The sequence below is a fragment of the Azospirillum aestuarii genome (assembly GCF_016632405.1).
In the GTDB taxonomy this organism is placed as follows: domain Bacteria; phylum Pseudomonadota; class Alphaproteobacteria; order Azospirillales; family Azospirillaceae; genus Azospirillum; species Azospirillum aestuarii.
Map to the genome: position 1 here is coordinate 181,524 of NZ_JAEPIV010000003.1, position 20,164 is coordinate 201,687.

A 20,164-nucleotide genomic window follows, 5' to 3' on the forward strand; every position below is an offset into this window, starting at 1 on the left:
CGGCAACGCCGGACTATTCCCGGCCAGATTGCTTCAGGACGAGTCACCGACCGGACGGCCGGACGACCCTCAATGGCTCATCAGGACCGGAACCGTCATATGCTCCAGCATGTAGCGGGTCATGCCCCCCAGCACCTGTTCGCGCAGCCGCGACCGGCCATAGGCGCCCATGACCAGCAGATCGCAGGATTCGTCGGCGACCGTGTTCAGCAGCGTGTCGCCCGGATCGATCTGGTCGGTCACGATGTGGGTGGCCTCCACCCGGCAGCCGTGGCGCGACAGGTGCTTGGCGATGTCGGCGCCCGGCTCGTCGCCGATGCCGGCGGGGCCGATCTTGGGATTGACGGCCATCACCACCACGCGCTTGGCGGCGGTCAGGATGGGCATCGCGTCGGCCACCGCGCGGGCCGCCTCGCGGCTGCCGTTCCAGGCGACCAGCACGCGCTCCCCGATGTGGGGGAAGCTGCCGGCATAGGGCACGACCAGAAGCGGACGGCCGCATTCGAACACCAGATCCTGCGGCAACACGATCGGACGGTCGCGGTCGCGGTGCGGATCGGCCTGTCCGATCACCACCACGTCGGCGTAGCGCCCATGCAGCGCCGCGCTGTCCGTCGGGTGGCCGTAGAGGACCCGCCATTCCGAACGGTCGGTCAGGCCGTTGCGGCGCACCGCGTCGGCGAAGAGGGCTTCCGCCCTGGCGGTCTGGTTCTCGGTAAAGCCGCGCTGCATGGCGCGCACCTCGTCCGGCAGCTCGGCCTCGACATAGCCGGGCAGGGTCAGCGGAACGACGGGGTAGAGGCCGGTGATGTGGCCGTCGGTGCGCGCGGCCAGTTGGACGGCGGCATCGATTCGCGCCGCAGCGGCGGCGGTGTCGTCGACGACCACCAGCAGATCCTTGAGTGCCATGGCGATTCTCCCTCGCTCGCGCGGGTGGGCGATCGTTGTGCACCACCTCTTCTCGCGCATTGGTCGAAATTATAGCCCGGCATGGCTGTCTCTGACGATGGTCAGAATGGAGAACGCTGGCATGCCGCATCTGCGCGCCCGACCGGTCCGACCGCCGGCCTGGGATTCGACCATTCGTGGCTTTTCACGGCGCCGGCAACCTGCCGTGGTCCGACGCGGAACGGCACGCGGCCCCCGGCCCCAGACGCCACCGATGCCACAAAACCAATCATCGCCAATCGAAACATCAACCGTGATTTGCATGAATACCCGAGTATGAAGGTCGGTTCTGTCGTCGGGCAACTATAGTAAGGCGATGCTATCCACCGTCTTCGGCGGCTTTGGTTTTGACGTGCGGGCATTCTTTCGCGTAAGTGTTGACCGTGGTTTTCCCAACGGTGTCTCGACCATTCCCGCCCATGAAGCCGGACCCTCACCTCGCCTCCCTTGCCGCAGCCCTGTCCGGCACCGCTTCCGGGGCTCCGGCGCTCGACACCCTGCGGCAGCTTCTCGACGTCATGCCGGCGATGGTCGGCCTGCTCGACACGCAGCGGCGGCATCTCTACGCCAACCAGGCGTATCTGGACTATATGGGCCGCAAGCTGGACTCCCTCATCGGGACCACGGTGGGCGACATCCTCGGGCCGGAGACCCAGCGCAACAACAGCGCCGCGGTTGAACGCGCGCTGGACGGCGAGACGGTGCAGGTGGAGGGCTGGCTTCCCCGGTCCGGCGGCGGCAACGACTATGTGACGCGGGTGCACGCGCCCTACCGCGGCCCGGACGGCACCATCGCCGGTTATTTCGTCATCATGCAGAACATGACGGAGCGGCGGCGCACCCAGGACGACCTCTTCCGGCTGGCCTACTACGACCCGGTGACCGGGCTGGCGAACCGGCTCCTGCTGGTCAAGCACATGGCCGATTTCCACGGCATGGGGGAGCCCTTCACGCTGGTCATCGTGGATTTCGACCGCTTCGTCGATGTGCGCACCAGCCTGGGCCAGAGCTTCGCCAACGAGATCCTGACCGACGTCGCCACGCGGCTGAGCGTGCGGGCCGGGTCCGTGGACCTGATCGCCCGCATCAGCGACCACGCCTTCGCGCTGCTGATCGGCGGCACGCAGGACCCGCTGGCGGTGGAGGAGCGGCTGACCACCATCGCGTCGCTGGTCCGCTCCGCCAAGACGGCGTCGGGCGCCTCGGTCTTCCTGTCGGCCAGCATCGGCGTCGCCGCCTCCTGCGACACCCACACCCGGCCGGAGGACGTGCTGCGCGACGCGGAGATCGCCACCGGCCGCGCCCGCGAGCAGGGCGGCGGGCGCCACGCCTGGTTCGATCCGGCCATGCACGCCCGCGTCGTCGAGCAGGTGCGGCTGGAGCATGACCTGCGCCGCGCGCTGGAGCGGGGCGAGGAGCTGTGGGTCGCCTACCAGCCGATCGTCGAGATGGTCACCGGCGGGCTGGCCGGGTTCGAGGCGCTGGTGCGTTGGAACCATCCGGAGCGCGGCAACATCCCCCCCGGCGTCTTCATCCCGATCGCCGAGAGCACCGGTCTGATCGTCACGCTGGGCGCCTGGGTGCTGCGCGAGGCGTGCCGGCAGATCGCCGAGTGGCAGGACCAGCGCCTGCCCGGCTCCGCCAACCTGTTCATGAGCATCAACCTGTCGACCCGCCAGTTGAACGACCCCGACATGGTCTCGCTGGTGCGCGAGGTGCTGCGCGAGACGGGAGCCGAGCCGTCCTGGATCAAGCTGGAGATCACCGAAAGCGCGGTCATGGAGAAGGCCGAGCAGTCGATCAGCCTGCTGCAGACCCTGCGCGGGCTGGGCATCAAGATGTCCATCGACGATTTCGGCACCGGCTATTCGTCGCTGTCCTACCTGCACAAGCTGCCCATCGACAGCCTGAAGGTGGACCGCTCCTTCGTCATGGCCATGCACCAGTCGGAGGAAAACCGCGCCATCGTCCGCATCATCATGGATCTGGCGCGGCTTCTCGGCTTCGACGTCATCGCCGAGGGCATCGAGACGAGCGCCGACGCCAATCTGCTGCGCGCGCTCGCCTGCGACTACGGCCAGGGCTACCATTTCGCCCGTCCGATGCCCGCCGCCGACGCCGACCGGCTGGTCGGCGCGGAGCATCTCCCCTGGCAGGTGCCGCGCTGAGCGGCACCCCCTTGTCCACTCAATAATAAGGGTCGCCGAGCCCTTCGGCCTCGAACGCCGCCTTGACCGCGGGACGGTCCAGCACGCGGGCGAGGTAGGGGCCGAGGTTGGGCAGGCTGCGCGCCGGGGTGCCCATGAAGCGGGTCCAGCGGGCCAGCATGAACAGGTAGGGATCGACGGCGCTGTAGCGGTCGCCCAGGAACCACGGCTTGCTCCCCAATTCGCGGTCCAGAAGCGTGAAGCGCTCCAGCAGCCGCGCCTCCGCCATGCCCTTGACCGAGGCCTGCGCCTCCGCCCCCTCGGCATGACGCTCGGGATAGAAATAGACCAGCATGTCGGCCTGGACGGTGTTGGTCAGGAAGACCAGCCACTGGTAGAAACCCGCGCGCTCCGCGGTGCCGGGCGCGGGGGCCAGCCCGGCGGCAGGGTGCGAGTCGGCCAGATGCAGGCAGATCGCCGCCGATTCGAACAGCACCAGTTCGCCGTCCACCAGAGTCGGCACCCGTCCGTTGGGGTTCAGGCGCAGATAGTCCGGCGCCTTGTGCGCGGCGGTGGCGCGGTCCAGCAGGACCAGTTCGAAGGGCAGCCCGATCTCGCGCAGCAGGATGTGCGGCGCCATCGACGCGCTGCTCGGCATTCCATACAAGGTGACCATCTTTCCCCTTCTCTTCCGAAACTCCGGAGCTTGTGCAACGAGCCTGGGCGCCATGCAGGACGGGAATGCCCGCCCCACCCCCTGATTCTCCGGCTTTGTCGGGAGGGCCAACCATGCCTATGATCGGGGACGCCGTTTAACATTTTCAACAGCGGCGGACGGGCACCGGCAACGACCGACTCCGGCAGCGAATACAGGGATAGCGAACATGACCGAACAAGGCACCGCGGCGATCGGAAATTCCGGGGCTGGAAATTCCGCCGCCAGCCGCGACAAGGCGTACTTCCTCCACCCCTACACGAATCTGCACGCGCACGAAACCCAAGGTCCGCTGATCATCGAGCGCGGCGAGGGCGTGCGCGTCTTCGACGACAGCGGCAAGGAATACATCGAGGGTCTGGCCAGCCTGTGGTGCGTGTCGCTGGGCTGGGGCGAGGAGCGCCTTGTGGAGGCCGCCACCCGCCAGATGCGCAAGCTGCCGACCTACCATGTCTTCGGCCACAAGAGCCACGAGCCGGGCATCGATCTGGCCGAGCGGCTGATCAAGCTGGCCCCGGTGCCGATGTCCAAGGTGTTCTTCGCCAACTCCGGGTCGGAGGCGAACGACACCGCCGTCAAGCTGGTCTGGTACTACAACAACGCGCTGGGCCGCCCGGAGAAGAAGAAGATCCTGTCGCGCGTGAAGGCCTATCACGGCGTCACCGTGGCGACGGCCAGCCTGACCGGCCTGGTGAACAACCACCGCGACTTCGACCTGCCCATCGCGCGCATCCATCACGCCGACTGTCCGCACCACTACCGCTTCGCCGAGCCGGGCGAGAGCGAGGAGGCGTTCGCGACCCGTCTGGCGGAAAGCCTGGAGGCGCTGATCCTGGCCGAGGGGCCGGAGACCATCGCCGCCATGTTCGCGGAGCCGGTGATGGGCGCCGGCGGCGTCATCGTGCCGCCCGCGACCTACTTCGCGAAGATCCAGCCGATCCTGAAGAAGTACGACATCCTCCTGGTCGCCGACGAGGTGATCTGCGGCTTCGGGCGCACCGGCAATTTCTGGGGCAGCCAGACCATGGGCATGCAGCCGGACATCCTGACCTGCGCCAAGCAGCTGTCCTCCGGCTATCTGCCGATCTCCGCCGTGATGGTGTCGGACGCGGTCTATCGGGCCTGCGTCGAGGAGAGCAAGGCGATCGGCACCTTCGGCCACGGCTACACCTACTCCGCCCATCCGGTGGCGGCGGCGGTCGCCGTGGAGACGCTGAAGATCTACGAGGAGCGGGACATGGTCGGCCATGTCCGCGCCGTCACGCCGCTGTTCCAGCGCCGGCTGAAGGCCCTGGCCGACCATCCGCTGGTCGGCGAGGCGCGCGGCATCGGGCTGATCGGCGCCCTTGAACTGGTCGCCGACAAGGAGACCAAGACCCCCTTCGATCCGGTGGGCCGGGCGGGTGCCGTCGTGAACGGTCTGAGCCAGGAGAACGGCCTGATCATCCGCGCCATGGGCGACAGCGTGGCGGTCTGCCCGCCGCTGGTCATCGGCGAGGAGGACATCAACCTGATGTTCGACCGCCTGACCACGGCGCTGGACGCCGCGATCCCCGTCCTGCGCGGGTAACGCCGGGCTCCGCAAGGACGAAGGGCCGCCCCGCCATCCGGCGCGGGCGGCCCTTTTCATTCGATGGCAGGCGTCAGGAACGGGCGGTGTTGATGACGTGCGACGAGACCGGGACGCCCGCCGCCACCGCGTCGCGGATCAGCGCATCGGCGGTCGGCCAGACCATGCGCCCGCCCAGTTCCAGCAGCGTGGCGTCGCGCACGGCCATGTATCCGCCCACACTCGCCATATAGATCAGCCGCGCCAGACGCTCCGGCCGCGACGCGGGTTCCGCCGGCCGGGCCATCGCATCGGCGCGGGCCGGAGACGGCACGGCGGGGTACCGCGGCGGCGAGGGGGGCGGGGAAACCGCCGCGGCGGGAGCCGGACGGAAGGGGATGACCTTGCTGCCGCCGGGACCGATGGCGCCATGGCTCAGATCCGGGCCGGACATTCGCCGGCCACGCGCGCTGTCGAACGTCAGAACGACCTTCATCGAACAACACTCCCCATCAACGGCTTGAATGAATCCTCTCACTCACCCCCCGTTTGCGTCCATACGACCTTGTTCGTAAAAGAACACGACAAAGGTATTCGGCGAAATCGGTCAGGAGACCCCCCGATATTTGCTGTCCGTTATACCCTATGAATATTCAAAATCACTTGCGGTTATCAATGAAACGTCAGGACGAAAGGGTGTTTCGCGCCCTCGGCAACCGCGCGACGGGCGCCGGACAAGAATCGCCCCGCGCGGATGATCACCCATAGGTCGAATGGCCCCGCGACGGCGGATCGGCGAGAATTGCCTCCTTGCCGGGCGGGCCTATTGACATCGGTCAATGCCGGGTGGCAACGCGGCGACGATCATGCCATCTTCCTAACGTGCTAGTCCCGGCGGCTGAACCGCCCGGACGGCACCCGCCCCTTCGGATGAACGCGAACGGAACGCGCGATGGATTACGAGAGCTTTTTCCGCACCCAGATCGCCAGCCTCAAGCAGGATGGCCGCTACCGGGTGTTCGCCAACCTCGAACGGCACGCGGGGAACTTTCCGAAAGCCACCTTCCGGGACGCCGCCGGCAAGGAACGCGAGGTCACGGTCTGGTGCTCCAACGACTATCTGGGCATGGGCCAGAATCCGGTCGTCCTGAAGGCGATGCACGACGCCATCGACGGCGTGGGCGCGGGCGCGGGCGGCACGCGCAACATCTCCGGCACCAACATCTACCACGTGCTGCTGGAGCGCGAGTTGGCCGACCTTCACCGGAAGGAAGCGGCGCTGCTGTTCACCTCCGGCTACGTGTCCAACGACGCGACGCTGGGGACGCTGGGCAAGCTGCTGCCGAACTGCGTGATCCTGTCGGACGCGCTGAACCACAATTCGATGATCACCGGCATCCGCAACAGCGGCGCCGAGAAGCACATCTTCCGCCACAACGACCCCAAGCACCTGGACGAGCTGCTGTCGCAGATCGCCCCGGACCGCCCGAAGGTCGTGGCCTTCGAGAGCGTCTATTCCATGGACGGCGACGTCGCCCCGATCCATGACCTGTGCGACGTCGCGGACAAGCACGGCGCCATGACCTACCTGGACGAGGTGCACGCGGTCGGCATGTACGGCCCGCGCGGCGGCGGCGTGGCGGAGCGCGACGGCGCCATGGACCGGCTGACCATCATCGAGGGCACGCTGGGCAAGGCGTTCGGCGTCCAGGGCGGCTACATCACCGGTTCCACCGCGCTGGTCGATTGCATCCGCAGCTTCGCCGCCGGCTTCATCTTCTCCACCTCCCTGTCGCCGGTTCTGGCCGCCGGGGCGCTGGCCAGCATCCGTTATCTGAAGACCAGCCAGACGGAACGCGACCGGCACCAGGAGCGCGCGGCGACGCTGAAGCGGCTGATGGCCGAGGCCGGCCTGCCGGTGATGCCGTCGGCCAGCCACATCGTTCCGGTGATGGTCGGCGACGCCCACCGCTGCAAGCGCGCCTCGGACGAGCTGATGGAACGGCACGACATCTACGTCCAGCCGATCAACTACCCGACCGTGCCGCGCGGCGGCGAGCGCCTGCGCTTCACCCCCACCCCGCTGCACAGCGACGCCGAGATGGCGCGTCTCGTCGACGCCCTGCTCGACGTGTGGAGCCGCCTGGACCTGCGTCTGGCGGCGTAAGCCCCACGGGCACCCCTCTTCCGCGGCCCTCCTGCGCGGGGAAGGGGATTCGGTGATCTCCCGGCGATGATGGCATCGGCGCTCTGGACTTGTGGGCCGGAGCGCCTTACCTTTAGACGTACCTGAGAACGTTTCGCAACGTTCGGTCCGCAAACGTCGACAGCCACCGCCCGGGAGTTCGCCATGTACCGTGACAACTCGCTGATGCCGAAAGAGGCCGTGCGCCTCGCCGTCCTGGGCACGCTGATCCAGAACGGGCCGCAGCGTTACGCCGAACTGGCCGGAGCGCTCCGCCATTTCCTCGACCGCATCGTCGGCCCGTCGCTCGACCTCATGGGCACCTCGCTGGAGATGCTGCGCTACGAGGGGCTGATCGAGGCGCTGGACGGCACCGGCATGGAGGACAACGCCCTGCTCGGCGCCACCGGAGCCGGACGGGCGGAGTTCGACACGCTGATGCGCGCCAACGTGCGCGCACCCTCGGCGGATGGTGTGAACAAGCTGGTCATCGCGCTGAAGCTCCGCTTCCTGCATCTTCTGGACGTCGAGTCGCAGCGCGACCAGATCGACCACCTCGCCTCCCTGTGCGAGACGGAGCTGGCCCGGCTGGGCGACCTGAAGCGGGCGAGTGCGGGAACAGACGGCCATTTCGCCGAATGGCTGGAGCACGACATCGCCCAGGCCGAGGAACGGCTGAACTGGTTCAACAATCTCCTGTCGCGGTTGTGATCGGCGCGGCGTTTTAGCCGCCTTTCATGCCAGAGTTTGTTTCGCGTTAGGGTTCTGGTGTAACTTTCGGGGCCATAATGCCTAACCCGAAAGCATAGTCAGGACCCCTCCCATGGCTTCCAACCTGTCGCCCGACGATCTTGAAGACCGCCTGCGCGTCGAATTCATGGACGACGCCCGCGACCGGCTGGAAGTGATGAACGCCGCCCTGGAAGGCTTGTCCAAGGGCACGCGGGAGGAAAGCGCGGTCATCGGCTTGCTTCGCCTGGAGGCCCACAACTTCAAGGGCATGGGCACCAGCTTCGGCTACCCCACCGTCAGCCTCGTCGCGCACCGCCTGGAGGATTACCTGTCCGGCCTGAAACGGCTGGAGCAGCGCGAGTTGAACGACGCCCAGACCTTCGTGGACCGGATCGCCGAGCTGGTGGACCGCGCCGAGCAGCCGCAGGTTGCGGAAACCAACCGGATCATCCGCGCCCTGCCGGTGCGCTACCAGTTCGAGATCACCGACATCCAGATCAGCAACGTCGAGATCATGCTGGTCACCCCGTCCAAGGTCGTCGCCAAGAAGGTGGGCGGGGAACTGGCGGCCTGCGGCTTCCGCACGGTGACGGTCAGCGACCCCATCGAGTCGATCAGCCTCGCCGTGCGCGTCCCGCCGGACATGCTGATCGCGTCGATGGTGATGGACGGCCTGTCCGGCCTGGACCTGATCCGCGGCCTGCGGGCGATGAGCGTCACGCACACCGTGCCGATGGCTCTGCTGACCTCGATGAGCCTGGACAACCCGGCCCTGAAGGAAATCCCGCACGGCGTCTCGGTCATCCGCGTCGGCGAGCATTTCGGGGACGACTTCGCGGCGGTGGTGGCGAAGCACAACCTCGGCTGAGGTTCAGGACACTTGCGGGCAAAATGACTTCACGGATTACACGGATCTTTTCACGGATTGCACGGATTTTTCTTTGATGCTTGCTCAGTTGTGACTTTTCGAGAAGCCCCTTCCGGGCAAGCGATCTAAAAAAATCCGTGCAATCCGTACCTCCAATCCGCGAAATCCGTGTGAATCTTGTGCCCTTGTCCCCTCATCCCCAACGGGCAACCACCACCCGCCTCAATACAGGTGCTGCCCGCCGGTGATGAACATCTCCGTCCCGGTGACGTAGCCCGAGTCGGGACCACACAGGTAGAAGACCACCGCCGCCACGTCCTCCGGCGTGCCCATGCGCTTCAGCGGGATGCGCGGGATCAGCACGTCGTATTCCGGCCCGGTCATGGCGGTCTCGATCTCGCCCGGCGCCACGGCGTTGACGCGCACGCCGATGTCCGCGAACTCCACGGCCATCTCGCGGGTCAGGCCGGACAGCGCCGCCTTGGAGGTCGAATAGGCCGACCCCGCGAAGGGGTGCACCGAATGGCCGGCGATCGAGGTCACGTTGACGATCGCCCCCTTCGCCCGCGACAGCGGCGCCGCGAAGCCGCGGGCCAGCACCAGCGGGGCGAAGAAGTTCAGTTCGAACACCCGGTGCCAGCCTTCGATGGCCCCGTTCAGGCAGCCGAGACGCTCCTTGATCGGCGTCTTGGGCGAGATGCCGGCGTTGTTGATCAACGCGTGCAGCGGCCCCCCGTCCAGCGCGCGGTTGGCTTCCTCCAGGAAGTGGGCGCGGCTGTCCGGATCGGACAGGTCCGTCGGAATGTGATGGGTCCAGTTCGGATCGCGCCGGCAATGGTCCGGCACCTCCTCGCGGGAACAGGAAATGACTCGCCAGCCCTCGGCGCTGAAGCGCTGCACGGTGGCGTGGCCGATGCCCCGGCTTGCGCCGGTCAGAATGACGGTTTTACGGTGCGGCATGATGTCCGAGAATACCCCGCTTCGCCGCACCGCGCCAGCGCGGCCGTTGCCGGTCAGACCAAGCGCCGTTGACGGGCGCACTCCACCGCCCAACCTTCAGCCTGAGGCCAACCGCTTCCCAAAACCCAGGAGGACCGCCGACGTGCTCCCCCGTTTGATGGCCGTCCTTCTGCTCTCCGGCGGCCTGCTGGCTGGCCAGGGCGACGCCGCCACGGCGAAGGCCGCCGCCCAGACCAATGCCTGCGTGCCGCCCGGCGGCTGGTCCGACGCCGCCGCCCGCCCGCTGAACGCCGCCGACCTGCTGCGCCGCGCCGCGGCGTCGCCGGCCGTGCTGCTGGGGGAGCGGCACGACAACGCCGACCACCACCGCTGGCAGCTTCACAGCCTGGCGGCGCTGCACGCGCTGAACCCCGATCTGGCGGTCGGCATGGAGATGTTCCCGCGCAGCGTCCAGCCGGTCCTGGACCGCTGGAGCGCCGGACAGCTGACCGAGGCGGAGCTGCTGCGCGACACCAACTGGCCGAAGGTCTGGGGCTACGACGCCCGCTTCTACCTGCCGATCCTGCATTTCGCCCGGATGAACCGGCTGCCGGTGGTTGCGCTGAACGTCGACCGCGGGCTGGTCAGCCGCACCGCGCGCGAGGGCTGGGCCGCCGTCCCCGCCAACGAGCGGGAAGGCGTGGGCGACCCGGCCCCTCCCCCGGCCTCCTACACCGAGCGGCTGCGCCAGGTGATGGCCGCCCACGGCCCGACCGAGCGCCGCTCCGGCAGCTTCGAACGGTTCGTCGAGGCGCAATCCGTCTGGGACCGCGCCATGGCGGAGCGGATCGCCGACACCCACCGCCGGACCAACCGCACCGTCGTCGCCATCCTCGGCCAGGGCCACATCGAGGGGCGCGACGGAGTCCCCCACCAGCTGGCCGACCTGGGCATCCGGAACAGCGTCGTCCTGCTGCCCTGGGATGAGGACCGCCCCTGCACCGAGCTGGACGGGCGGATCGCCGACGCGGTCTATGGGCTGGGCGAGAGCGAGGCGCCGGCCGAGACGCCCCGTCCCCGGCTGGGCGTGATGCTGGAGCCGGGGCCGGACGGGGTGCGCGTGCGCTCCGTCACCGAGGGCAGCGTCGCCGCCGCCGCCGGCCTGACGGCGGGCGACCTCGTCGTCGCCGCTGCGGGGTCGCCGGTGCGCGAGGCCTCCGACCTGACGACGGTGGTGCAGCGCCAGGCCCCCGGCACTTGGCTGCCGCTGACCGTGAAGCGCGAGCAGGGCACGGCGGAGCTGGTGGCGAAGTTCCCCGCCTCGCCCACCGTGGAATAACGGGGTGGAGTGAGGCCCGGCTAGAGCATCCGTTCCCACTGCGCCAGCACGTCCGGCGTGGGGTTCATCGCCGGGGCGAAGTCCTGGCGGCCCAGCCGCGACCGGTGTTCGCGCAAGGCCCACTGGACGGTCGGGAAGGCCAGATCGTCCCAGGGGATCTCCTCCCAGCGGAACAGCCCGACTTCCTGGCTCTCCGGCCCGGCGGACACGTCCGGCGACAGGAGGCGGGCGCGGAAAATGAGCTGCACCTGGCTGATGCGCGGGATGTCGTAGACAGCCAGCAGCGAGTCGATGGCGATTTTGGCCCGCGCCTCCTCCCACGCCTCGCGGGCGGCGCCCTCCATGGTGCTTTCCCGCTCCTCCATGAAGCCGGCGGGCAGCGTCCAATAGCCTTTGCGCGGTTCGATGGCGCGGCGGCACAGCAGGATGCGGTCCTCCCAGGTCGCCACCGACCCGACGACGATCAGCGGGTTCTGATAGGCGATGTAGCCGCAGTCCGGACAGGTCAGCCGCTCGCGATCCTCGCCGGGCGGAATGGTGCGGACGCTGGGGCCCTTCAGGGGACCTTGGGAAGAGCCGGAGGGGGCGGTCGGATCGTCGGGCATCCGTCGGATATGGCGCAGACGGGGACGGCGGGCAAGCCCGCTTCACCGCCCCGCATCGCCGGTGGAACGGAACCGGGAAGGGGTTCGCCTTTGTTCATCGCCCGTTCTCTTTCCCGATTCGTTCCTGTACTCTCGGGATTTGCAGCGTTCTTGGGGAATTTCATGCAGTTCGCGTTCGACGCACAGTCGGTGGCTCTCGGTGGCCTTGCCGGCGCCCTTCTCGGGGCGGTCCTCGCCGGGATGATCGTGCGCCTCTACGCCGCACGCGCCGAGGCGGAGGCCGCCGCCATCCACGCCGAACTGGTCACCCGGCTCGATGTCGCGGAGCGAATCGAGGGCGACCTGCGGGAGGAGGTGGAGGCCCGCGACCACCAGATCGCCCGGCTGAACGGCGAGCTGTCCGCCGCCCGCGAACGGCAGGCGGAGCTGTCCACCACGCTGGCCCGCGAGCGCGCCTCGGCGGCGGAGAAGCTGGCCCTCCTGGAGCGCGCGCAGGCCACCCTGTCCGACAGCTTCAAGGCCCTGTCGGCGGAGGCCCTGCGCTCCAACAACCAGAGCTTCCTCGACCTCGCCAAGGAGACGCTGACGACCTTCCAGGAGCAGGCGCGCGGCGACCTGGAGAAGCGGCAGACCGCCATCGCCGACATCGTCGCCCCGGTCCGCCAGTCGCTGGAGCGCATGGACGGCCAGATCCAGGAGATGGAACGCAGCCGCGCCGGCGCCTATGAGGGGCTGAAGCAGCAGGTGCTGTCGCTGGTGGAGACCCAGGCCCAGCTCCGCACGGAGACCGGCAACCTCGTCCGCGCCCTGCGCAGCCCGGTGGCGCGCGGGCGCTGGGGCGAGATCCAGCTCCGCCGGGTCTGCGAGATGGCCGGCATGCTCGACCACTGCGACTTCGTGGAGCAGATGAGCGTGGAGGCCGCCGGCGGACGGCTGCGCCCCGACCTCGTGGTCAAGCTGCCCGGCGGCAAGACCATCGTGGTGGACGCCAAGACGCCGCTGGAGGGTTATCTCGACGGGGTGCAGGCCGCCGACGACGGCGCCCGCCGCGACGGGTTGTCGCGCCACGCCCGCCATGTGCGGGAGCATATGAAGCAGCTCGGCACCAAGGCCTATTGGGACCAGTTCGCGGATTCGCCGGAATTCGTCGTGCTGTTCCTGCCCGGCGAGAACTTCTTCTCCGCGGCGCTGGAGCACGACCCGGCACTGATCGAGGCGGGCATCGACCACCGGGTGATCCTCGCCACCCCGACGACGCTGATCGCGCTGCTGCGCGCCGTCGCCTATGGCTGGCGGCAGGAGCGGCTGACCGACAGCGCCCGCGAGATCAGCGCCTTGGGCGCCGAACTCTACAAGCGTCTGCACGACCTGGGCGGCCATATGGAACGGCTGGGCGGGCAGCTCGACAAGGCTGTGGGCTGCTACAACGGGGCGGTCGGCAGCCTGGAGTCCCGCGTCCTGGTCACCGCCCGCCGCTTCCGCGACCTGCACGCCACACCGGACAGCGCCGAGGAGATTCCCCTGCTCGAACCGCTGGACCACACCCCGCGCCCGATCCAGGCGCCGGAGCTTCGGGCGGCGGCCAGAGTGTGAGGTCCGCAGCAACCCAGATTTGCCCTGTTCTGTTTCGCCTTGCAAAGAGCGGAGGCGGTCCCAATTTCCCTCCTGTCATTGTGCTTCGGACTGCCGGCCTGCTACGCCTTCGGGTGCCCAGATCGTCGCTATGCCTGGACACAGTCTGATGCGCCGCACCGGCCGATGCGGCGCCTTTCATACTAATCGGAGAGCAATCATGCCCGTCGGTACCGTCAAGTGGTTCAACAGCACCAAGGGTTATGGCTTCATTCAGCCGGACAACGGTGGTGCGGACGTTTTCGTCCACATCTCCGCGGTTGAGCGCGCGGGTCTGCGCAGCCTGAACGAGGGTCAGAAGGTGTCCTACGAGGAGCAGCGCGATCCGAAGCGCGGCAAGACCTCGGCGGAGAACCTGAAGGCCGTCTGAGCCACGTCTCACGGCACGGCATCGGAGGGGGCACCGGGAAACCGGTGCCCTTTTCCGTTGCGCGCTTTTCCTCTACAAGCACCCCCCTGACGTTCGGAGTTTCCCCCCATGGCCAAGACCAAGAAGAAGCAGCCGGTGGACAGCGCCTTCGTGCTGTTCGACGTGCTGTACGAAGACGGCGCCCGCACCTCCAACCGCAAGGTCCCCGGCACGCTGGTCGGCGGCCTGGACGGCGACGAGCCGGCCCGCGGCTTCATCGAGGAGCAGGACCGCAAGATCGCCGAGATGTCCGGCAATCCCCGCGGCCCCATCAAGTCGATCTCCCGCTCGCCCCTCTGAGACGGGGCCGGCATGGCTGGGCCGTCATGACAGGATCGGCGGGTCGCCGCGGGTTGTGCCTTGCGCCTTCCTTGACCTCGTGGCCCGCCCCCCATATTTTGACGGATTGTCGCACCTCCACGCACCGTTGCTGAGTTCCCATGGCCGTTCTCGATATCCTCGTCGCCCCGCACCCCGTCCTGAAGCAGAAGGCGAAGCCCGTCGAAAAGGTCGACGCCCGCATCGCCAAGCTGATGGACGACATGGTCGAGACCATGTACGCCGCGAAGGGCATCGGCCTCGCCGCGCCGCAGATCGGCATCCTGGAGCGTGTGATCGTCGTGGACGTGCACGACAAGGACGAGAAGCCCAACCCCATCCGCCTCGCCAACCCGGAAATCGTCTGGAAGTCGGACGAGACGTCGGTGTGCGAGGAGGGCTGCCTGTCAGTGCCTGACCAGTACGCCGAGGTCACCCGCCCGGCGTCGGTCCGCGTCCGCTATCTGGACGAGACCAACGAGACGCGCGAGATCGAGGCCGACGGCATGCTGGCGACCTGCATCCAGCACGAGATCGACCATCTGAACGGCGTGCTGTTCGTTGATTACCTGTCGATGCTGAAGCGCAACATGATCCTGCGCAAAGTCCAGAAGATGCAGCGCGCCTAACCTTCCGACGTTGGACGACCATTTCATGACGCCGCTCCGCCTCGTTTTCATGGGCACGCCGGATTTCGCCGTGCCCAGCCTGCGCGCCCTGGCCGATGCCGGGCACGAGGTGGTCTGCGTCTACAGCCAGCCGCCCCGCCCCGCCGGGCGCGGGCAGCAGGTCCAGAAATCCCCGGTCCACCGCTTCGCCGAGGAGCGCGGCATCCCCGTGCGCACGCCCAAGTCGCTGCGCAACGCCGAGGCCCAGGCCGAGTTCGCCGAGTTGAAGGCCGACGCCGCGGTGGTCGCCGCCTACGGGCTGATCCTGCCGCAGCCGATCCTCGACGCGCCGCGGCTGGGCTGCCTGAACGTGCACGGCTCCCTGCTGCCGCGCTGGCGCGGGGCCGCCCCGATCCAGCGCTCGATCCTGGCCGGCGACGCCGAGACCGGCATCACCATCATGCAGATGGACATCGGGCTCGACACCGGCGCCATGCTGCTGAAGGACGCGGTGCCGATCACCGCCGAGACCACCGCCAGCAGCCTGCACGACGCGCTCGCCGACATGGGCGCGCGGCTGATCGTCGAGGCGCTCGACGGCCTCGCCGCCGGCCGCCTGACCGCCGAACCGCAGCCCGAGGCGGGCGTAACCTACGCCGCCAAGCTGACGCGCGAGGATGGCCGGCTCGACTGGACGCGCGAAGCCGCCTCTGTGGAGCGGCAGGTCCGCGCCCTGACCCCCTGGCCCGGCTGCTGGTTCGACGCCCCGACGCCGACCGGCGGGGTGGAGCGCATCAAGGTGCTGAAGGCCGAATTGACGCCAAATGCTCGTAAGGCGGCGCCCGGCACGTTGCTGGACGACCGCCTGACCGTCGCCTGTTCCGACGGCGCCGTGCGCCTCACCCTGGTGCAGCGGCCCGGCAAGGCCCCGGTGGACGGCGCCGCCCTCCTGCGCGGCTTCAATCTGCCCGTCGGCACCCGTCTCGGCGACGCCGCATGCAGCGCTGGAAACTGACCCTCGAATATGACGGCCGGCCCTTCGTCGGCTGGCAGCGGCAGGACAACGGCCCCTCCGTCCAGCAGACGCTGGAGGAAGCGATCGAGCGCCTGTCCGGCGAAACCGTGCGCGTCCACACCTCCGGACGGACGGACGCGGGCGTGCACGCGCTGGGGCAGGTCTGCCATTTCGACTTGGAGAAGCCCTTCACCGGGCTGAAGCTGCGCGACGCGCTGAACTTCCACCTGAGGCCCGCCCCCGTGGCCGTCCTGCAGGCCGAGGCGGTGCCGGAGGACTTCCACGCCCGCATGACCTGCCTGGGGCGCAGCTACGTCTTCCGCATTGTCAACCGCCGCGCCCCATTGGCCCTGGAGACGGGCCGCGCCTGGCACGTCATGCGCCCGCTGGACGCCGAGGCGATGCACGCGGCCGCGCAGGTCCTGGTCGGCCAGCACGATTTCACCAGCTTCCGCGCCTCGCTCTGCCAAGCGAATTCCCCGGTCAAGACGCTGGAGCGGCTGACCGTGGAGCGGGTCGGCGACGAGGTCCGGGTGCACGCCGCCGCCCGCTCCTTCCTGCACCATCAGGTGCGCAACATGGTGGGCACGCTGGAGTTGGTCGGGGCCGGCAAATGGAGCGCCGACGACCTGCGCCGCGCGCTGGAGGCCCGCAACCGCTCCGCCGCCGGGCCGACCGCCCCACCGGACGGGCTGTATTTCGTCGGCGCCCGCTACTGACGCCCATAAGGCGGCGTCTGGCGTTTCACATCCAGAACCGATAGATTCTCAGGCGAACGAACAACCGGCCGGGGTCCCTCCGCCGTGCACCGCCGTCCGTCGCGCCTGTTCCCACCCTTCATTCTGCTGGTCGTCGCGCTGTTGCTGACCGGCTGCGGCGTGGACGGCGATCAGGCCGCGCTGTGCCGCAAGCTGATCCCCGCCTTCGACTCCGGCCCCGTCACCATCCTGGACACGGAGGCGCTGGGCGGCGACGAGCCGGCCTTGCGCCTGACTTACCGCTCGGACAACGGCGGCACGGAGACCGGCACCCACTGGATCGCCTGCCGCTTCGGTGGGCGCTTCTTCGATTCGCGACGGCACGAGCTGGTGGCGGTGGCGACCGACCGCATGGGGCGGCTGCGGCCCATCCAATTCACCATGCTGCGCGTCTGGGCCGGCCTGCCCGCCGCCCGCCTCGGCCTGCCGCCGGAGCCGAGTGGAGCGGAACGGGGACCGCAAACGGACTGGGCGCCGCTGCTGTTCTTCCTGCAACAGGTCATCAACGCCGCCACGGTGGCCTGCGTCTACGGGCTGCTGGCGCTGGGCTACACGCTGGTCTACGGCATCCTCGGGCAGATCAACCTCGCCATGGGCGAGCTGACCATGATCGGCGCCATGCTGACCGCCATGGGGGCGGCGGGGCTGGGCATGGCCGGGTTGGGCAGCCTGCCGCTGGCGGTGCTGGGCGTCTTCGCCACGGTGATGGCCTTCACCGCCGTCCAAGGCTGGACCATGGACCGGCTGGTGTTCCGCCGTCTGCGCCGCACCCACAGCCACACGCCGCTGATCGCCGCGGTGGGACTATCCATCGCCTATCAGGAGGGGATGCGGCTCCTGCACGGCGCCCGCGACTGGTGGCCCGCCCAGTTCCTGGCCGACCGGCACGAGTTGCTCAGCGACGGCGCCTTCACCGTCACCGCCCTGACCTCGCAAGCCGTCATCCTGCTGATGACCGGCGGGCTGTACGCCCTGCTCTGGGCGATCATGCAGCGCACCGCCTACGGCCGCGCCCACCGCGCCTGCGCCGACGATGTCGGGGCGGCGGAACTGGTCGGGGTGGATGTGGACCGGACCGTGGCCACCACCTTCGCGGTCGGCGGCGCGCTGGCTGCGGCGGCGGGGGCGGTGATCGCACTCTATTACGGCGGGGTCAATTTCTACACGGGCTATCTGGTGGGCTTCAAGGCGTTGGCCGCCGCGGTGGTCGGCGGCATCGGGTCGGTCCCCGGCGCCATGCTGGGCGGCGCCCTGCTGGGGCTGGTCGAGACCTTCTGGTCGGCCTATTTCGCCATCGCCTACAAGGACATCGTGGCCTTCGGTCTGCTCACCCTCTTCCTCATCTACCGCCCGGACGGGCTGATGGGCCGCCGCCGCGGGCGGGGGGATTGAGGAAGGCGGAAACAGAAAAGCGGGGGCGGATGTCTCCGCCCCCGCTTCCGATAACCTTGCCGGATGACAGCGCCGGATTACAGCGACCGAACGTCCGTCAGGTACCCGGTCACCGCCGCCGCAACGGCCATGGCCGGGCTGAGCAAGTGGGTGCGCCCGCCGCGGCCCTGGCGGCCTTCGAAGTTGCGGTTGGAGGTCGAGGCGCTGCGCTCGCCCGGCGACAGGCGGTCGGCGTTCATGGCGAGGCACATGGAACAACCCGGCTCACGCCACTCGAAGCCGGCCTCGGTGAAGATCTTGTCCAGACCCTCTTCCTCCGCCTGCTCCTTCACCAGACCGGAGCCGGGGACGACCAGGGCGCGCACGCCCTCGGCGACCTTGCGGCCCTGGGCGACCACCGCGGCGGCGCGCAGATCCTCGATGCGGCCGTTGGTGCAGGAGCCGATGAACACCGTGTCCACCTTCACCTCGGTCAGCTTCTGGCCGGGCTCCAGGCCCATGTAGGCCAGCGAGCGCTCGACCGCGGCGCGCTTGCCGGCGTCGGCCACGTCCGCCGGGTTCGGCACGGTCGCGGTGATCGGCAGCACATCCTCCGGGCTGGTGCCCCAGGTGACCTGCGGAACGATGTCGGCGGCGTTGAGCACGACGGTGGTGTCGTAGACCGCGCCCTCGTCCGACGGCAGGGTCTTCCAGTATTCCACCGCCTGCTCCCAGGCGCCGGCCTTCGGGGCCAGGGCGCGGCCCATCACATACTCGAAGGTCTTCTCGTCCGGGGCGATCAGGCCGGCGCGGGCGCCGCCCTCGATGGCCATGTTGCAGACGGTCATGCGGCCTTCCATCGACAGGCCGCGGATGGCCTCGCCGGCGAACTCGATGACGTGGCCGGTGCCGCCGGCGGTGCCGATCCGGCCGATGATCGCCAGTACGATGTCCTTGGCGGTCACGCCCGGCGACAGCTCGCCGTCGACGCGGACCAGCATGTTCTTGGCCGGCTTCTGCAGCAGGGTCTGGGTGGCCAGCACATGCTCCACCTCCGACGTGCCGATGCCGAAGGCGAGCGCGCCGAAGGCGCCGTGCGTGGCCGTGTGGCTGTCGCCGCAGACGATGGTGGCGCCGGGCAGCGTGAAGCCCTGCTCCGGACCGACGATGTGCACGATGCCCTGGCGGACGTCGTCCATCGGGAAGTAGCGGACGCCGAAGTCGCGCGCGTTCTTGTCCAGCGTCTCGACCTGGATGCGGCTTTCCTCCTCGACGATGCCCTTGGAGCGGTCGGTGGTCGGCACGTTGTGGTCGGGCACGGCGAGGGTCGCTTCCGGACGGCGCACCGGACGGCCGGCAAGCCGCAGCCCCTCGAACGCCTGCGGGCTGGTCACCTCATGGACCAGATGGCGGTCGATGTAGAGGATGCAGGTGCCGTCGTCCTGACGGTGGACGACGTGGCTGTCCCAAATCTTGTCGAACAGGGTGCGCGGCTTGGACATAGCAACTCTCTCTCGCGGCAATTCTCTCTCGCAAACCACAGACCGGACGAACGAAGCGTGCGGTAAGAGGGCCGCACAATAGCCGTCTCTTTCAACCAGGACAAGGCCGAGGCTGTGGAAAACACCCCGCTTCCCGCAGCGAAAAATCGCCGCTCCCCCGCGCCGCCCATCGGCTGGCGGGGAGGGCTCTCCTTATGATAGCGTCCGGCACCACCCCCATTCGATGAAGGGTCATCCCGTGACGGACCCCACTGTCCGCTGTGAACGCTGCGAACGGCCTTATCCCGCCGAGCTTCCCGGCTGCCCGAACTGCCGGCGCATCCGCCAGACCAACATCGCCATCGCCACCACCATGATCCTTCTGGTGCTGTTCGCCATCGGCGGCTGGTTCGGCATCCAGGTCTTCACCGGCTTCTCCACCGGCGGCACGCCGTAACGCCGTCCCGTCGCGGGGCTGCCGCACCGGGAACGCAGACCTCCCACCTCCGCCCGCGCCGTAGGATGCGGCAAAATTCAGGGTTGGG

Annotated in this window: 20 protein-coding genes; 14 read left to right on the forward strand and 6 right to left on the reverse strand. The window is 68.6% G+C overall.

Annotation, left to right across the window (positions count from 1 at the left end; translation table 11 throughout):
* Positions 1–69: 69 nt before the first annotated feature.
* Positions 70–909: a universal stress protein gene (locus JJL56_RS10200; RefSeq protein WP_145625325.1), complete on the reverse strand. Its 840-nt coding sequence runs from the start codon at positions 907–909 to the stop codon at positions 70–72.
* A gap of 458 nt (positions 910–1,367) precedes the next feature.
* Here JJL56_RS10200 and JJL56_RS10205 point away from each other — a divergent pair, with 458 nt between their 5' ends.
* On the forward strand, positions 1,368–3,116 hold the full coding sequence (locus JJL56_RS10205; RefSeq protein ID WP_145625327.1) for a putative bifunctional diguanylate cyclase/phosphodiesterase: 1,749 nt from the start codon (positions 1,368–1,370) through the stop codon (positions 3,114–3,116).
* A 19-nt stretch (positions 3,117–3,135) separates the two neighbouring features.
* Here the strand turns inward: JJL56_RS10205 and JJL56_RS10210 are convergent, their stop codons facing one another.
* Complete coding sequence (locus JJL56_RS10210) at positions 3,136–3,771, reverse strand: glutathione S-transferase family protein (protein ID WP_200485067.1); 636 nt, start codon at positions 3,769–3,771, stop codon at positions 3,136–3,138.
* A gap of 208 nt (positions 3,772–3,979) precedes the next feature.
* Here JJL56_RS10210 and JJL56_RS10215 point away from each other — a divergent pair, with 208 nt between their 5' ends.
* Positions 3,980–5,380: an aspartate aminotransferase family protein gene (locus JJL56_RS10215; RefSeq protein ID WP_200485068.1), complete on the forward strand. Its 1,401-nt coding sequence runs from the start codon at positions 3,980–3,982 to the stop codon at positions 5,378–5,380.
* 73 nt (positions 5,381–5,453) lie between these two features.
* On the opposite strand, the gene JJL56_RS10220 is transcribed toward JJL56_RS10215, so the two are convergent.
* Positions 5,454–5,855 (reverse strand): hypothetical protein, encoded by a 402-nt coding sequence (locus JJL56_RS10220; RefSeq protein ID WP_200485069.1) that lies wholly within the window; start codon positions 5,853–5,855, stop codon positions 5,454–5,456.
* Between the two features lie 456 nt (positions 5,856–6,311).
* Here JJL56_RS10220 and hemA point away from each other — a divergent pair, with 456 nt between their 5' ends.
* From hemA to JJL56_RS10235, 3 genes are all read left to right on the forward strand, one after another.
* The gene (hemA, locus tag JJL56_RS10225; RefSeq protein WP_145625333.1) at positions 6,312–7,526 is read left to right on the forward strand and encodes a 5-aminolevulinate synthase; all 1,215 of its coding nucleotides are present in this window, start codon (positions 6,312–6,314) and stop codon (positions 7,524–7,526) included.
* Positions 7,527–7,709: 183 nt separating this feature from the next.
* Positions 7,710–8,255, forward strand: a complete 546-nt coding sequence (locus JJL56_RS10230) for a hypothetical protein (protein ID WP_145625335.1) — start codon at positions 7,710–7,712, stop codon at positions 8,253–8,255.
* Positions 8,256–8,367: 112 nt separating this feature from the next.
* Positions 8,368–9,144 carry an Hpt domain-containing protein gene (locus JJL56_RS10235; RefSeq protein WP_145625337.1) on the forward strand — a complete coding sequence of 259 codons (777 nt, stop codon included), beginning with the start codon at positions 8,368–8,370 and terminating at the stop codon, positions 9,142–9,144.
* A gap of 222 nt (positions 9,145–9,366) precedes the next feature.
* Here JJL56_RS10235 and JJL56_RS10240 read toward each other — a convergent pair whose 3' ends face one another.
* Complete coding sequence (locus tag JJL56_RS10240; RefSeq protein ID WP_200485070.1) at positions 9,367–10,104, reverse strand: SDR family NAD(P)-dependent oxidoreductase; 738 nt, start codon at positions 10,102–10,104, stop codon at positions 9,367–9,369.
* A 142-nt stretch (positions 10,105–10,246) separates the two neighbouring features.
* Here JJL56_RS10240 and JJL56_RS10245 point away from each other — a divergent pair, with 142 nt between their 5' ends.
* Positions 10,247–11,422: a ChaN family lipoprotein gene (locus JJL56_RS10245; protein ID WP_200485071.1), complete on the forward strand. Its 1,176-nt coding sequence runs from the start codon at positions 10,247–10,249 to the stop codon at positions 11,420–11,422.
* A 20-nt stretch (positions 11,423–11,442) separates the two neighbouring features.
* Here the strand turns inward: JJL56_RS10245 and JJL56_RS10250 are convergent, their stop codons facing one another.
* Positions 11,443–12,027: an NUDIX hydrolase gene (locus JJL56_RS10250; protein WP_145625345.1), complete on the reverse strand. Its 585-nt coding sequence runs from the start codon at positions 12,025–12,027 to the stop codon at positions 11,443–11,445.
* 162 nt (positions 12,028–12,189) lie between these two features.
* Between JJL56_RS10250 and JJL56_RS10255 the strand changes: the two genes are divergently transcribed.
* The 7 genes from JJL56_RS10255 to JJL56_RS10285 all read left to right on the forward strand — a co-directional run bounded on the left by JJL56_RS10255 (position 12,190) and on the right by JJL56_RS10285 (position 18,159).
* Positions 12,190–13,620: a DNA recombination protein RmuC gene (locus tag JJL56_RS10255; protein ID WP_145625346.1), complete on the forward strand. Its 1,431-nt coding sequence runs from the start codon at positions 12,190–12,192 to the stop codon at positions 13,618–13,620.
* Positions 13,621–13,819: 199 nt separating this feature from the next.
* On the forward strand, positions 13,820–14,029 hold the full coding sequence (locus JJL56_RS10260; RefSeq protein WP_014239340.1) for a cold-shock protein: 210 nt from the start codon (positions 13,820–13,822) through the stop codon (positions 14,027–14,029).
* Between the two features lie 108 nt (positions 14,030–14,137).
* On the forward strand, positions 14,138–14,368 hold the full coding sequence (locus tag JJL56_RS10265) for a hypothetical protein (protein WP_145625348.1): 231 nt from the start codon (positions 14,138–14,140) through the stop codon (positions 14,366–14,368).
* Between the two features lie 140 nt (positions 14,369–14,508).
* A complete protein-coding gene (gene def / locus JJL56_RS10270) occupies positions 14,509–15,015 on the forward strand; it encodes a peptide deformylase (protein WP_094301779.1) in 507 nt (168 codons plus the stop codon).
* Positions 15,016–15,040: 25 nt separating this feature from the next.
* Positions 15,041–16,009: a methionyl-tRNA formyltransferase gene (fmt, locus tag JJL56_RS10275; protein WP_145625350.1), complete on the forward strand. Its 969-nt coding sequence runs from the start codon at positions 15,041–15,043 to the stop codon at positions 16,007–16,009.
* A complete protein-coding gene (gene truA, locus JJL56_RS10280) occupies positions 15,991–16,728 on the forward strand; it encodes a tRNA pseudouridine(38-40) synthase TruA (protein ID WP_145625352.1) in 738 nt (245 codons plus the stop codon). Before fmt ends, truA begins: the two co-directional genes overlap by 19 nt.
* An 84-nt stretch (positions 16,729–16,812) precedes the next feature.
* Entirely contained in the window at positions 16,813–18,159 is a 1,347-nt protein-coding gene (locus JJL56_RS10285) for an ABC transporter permease subunit (RefSeq protein ID WP_200485072.1), read from the forward strand.
* A 77-nt stretch (positions 18,160–18,236) separates the two neighbouring features.
* Here the strand turns inward: JJL56_RS10285 and leuC are convergent, their stop codons facing one another.
* A complete protein-coding gene (gene leuC / locus JJL56_RS10290; RefSeq protein WP_200485073.1) occupies positions 18,237–19,640 on the reverse strand; it encodes a 3-isopropylmalate dehydratase large subunit in 1,404 nt (467 codons plus the stop codon).
* 238 nt (positions 19,641–19,878) lie between these two features.
* Between leuC and JJL56_RS10295 the strand changes: the two genes are divergently transcribed.
* A complete protein-coding gene (locus JJL56_RS10295; protein WP_014239330.1) occupies positions 19,879–20,076 on the forward strand; it encodes a hypothetical protein in 198 nt (65 codons plus the stop codon).
* The last annotated feature ends 88 nt before the right edge of the window (positions 20,077–20,164 follow it).

Excerpts from the sequence above, each read along its gene's own strand:
- JJL56_RS10200 (WP_145625325.1), bottom strand. The coding sequence starts at position 909 with ATGGCACTCAAGGATCTGCTGGTGGTCGTCGACGACACCGCCGCCGCT.
- JJL56_RS10205 (WP_145625327.1), top strand. The coding sequence starts at position 1,368 with ATGAAGCCGGACCCTCACCTCGCCTCCCTTGCCGCAGCCCTGTCCGGC.
- JJL56_RS10210 (WP_200485067.1), bottom strand. The coding sequence starts at position 3,771 with ATGGTCACCTTGTATGGAATGCCGAGCAGCGCGTCGATGGCGCCGCAC.
- JJL56_RS10215 (WP_200485068.1), top strand. The coding sequence starts at position 3,980 with ATGACCGAACAAGGCACCGCGGCGATCGGAAATTCCGGGGCTGGAAAT.
- JJL56_RS10220 (WP_200485069.1), bottom strand. The coding sequence starts at position 5,855 with ATGAAGGTCGTTCTGACGTTCGACAGCGCGCGTGGCCGGCGAATGTCC.
- hemA (WP_145625333.1), top strand. The coding sequence starts at position 6,312 with ATGGATTACGAGAGCTTTTTCCGCACCCAGATCGCCAGCCTCAAGCAG.
- JJL56_RS10230 (WP_145625335.1), top strand. The coding sequence starts at position 7,710 with ATGTACCGTGACAACTCGCTGATGCCGAAAGAGGCCGTGCGCCTCGCC.
- JJL56_RS10235 (WP_145625337.1), top strand. The coding sequence starts at position 8,368 with ATGGCTTCCAACCTGTCGCCCGACGATCTTGAAGACCGCCTGCGCGTC.
- JJL56_RS10240 (WP_200485070.1), bottom strand. The coding sequence starts at position 10,104 with ATGCCGCACCGTAAAACCGTCATTCTGACCGGCGCAAGCCGGGGCATC.
- JJL56_RS10250 (WP_145625345.1), bottom strand. The coding sequence starts at position 12,027 with ATGCCCGACGATCCGACCGCCCCCTCCGGCTCTTCCCAAGGTCCCCTG.
- JJL56_RS10255 (WP_145625346.1), top strand. The coding sequence starts at position 12,190 with ATGCAGTTCGCGTTCGACGCACAGTCGGTGGCTCTCGGTGGCCTTGCC.
- JJL56_RS10260 (WP_014239340.1), top strand. The coding sequence starts at position 13,820 with ATGCCCGTCGGTACCGTCAAGTGGTTCAACAGCACCAAGGGTTATGGC.
- JJL56_RS10265 (WP_145625348.1), top strand. The coding sequence starts at position 14,138 with ATGGCCAAGACCAAGAAGAAGCAGCCGGTGGACAGCGCCTTCGTGCTG.
- def (WP_094301779.1), top strand. The coding sequence starts at position 14,509 with ATGGCCGTTCTCGATATCCTCGTCGCCCCGCACCCCGTCCTGAAGCAG.
- fmt (WP_145625350.1), top strand. The coding sequence starts at position 15,041 with ATGACGCCGCTCCGCCTCGTTTTCATGGGCACGCCGGATTTCGCCGTG.
- truA (WP_145625352.1), top strand. The coding sequence starts at position 15,991 with ATGCAGCGCTGGAAACTGACCCTCGAATATGACGGCCGGCCCTTCGTC.
- leuC (WP_200485073.1), bottom strand. The coding sequence starts at position 19,640 with ATGTCCAAGCCGCGCACCCTGTTCGACAAGATTTGGGACAGCCACGTC.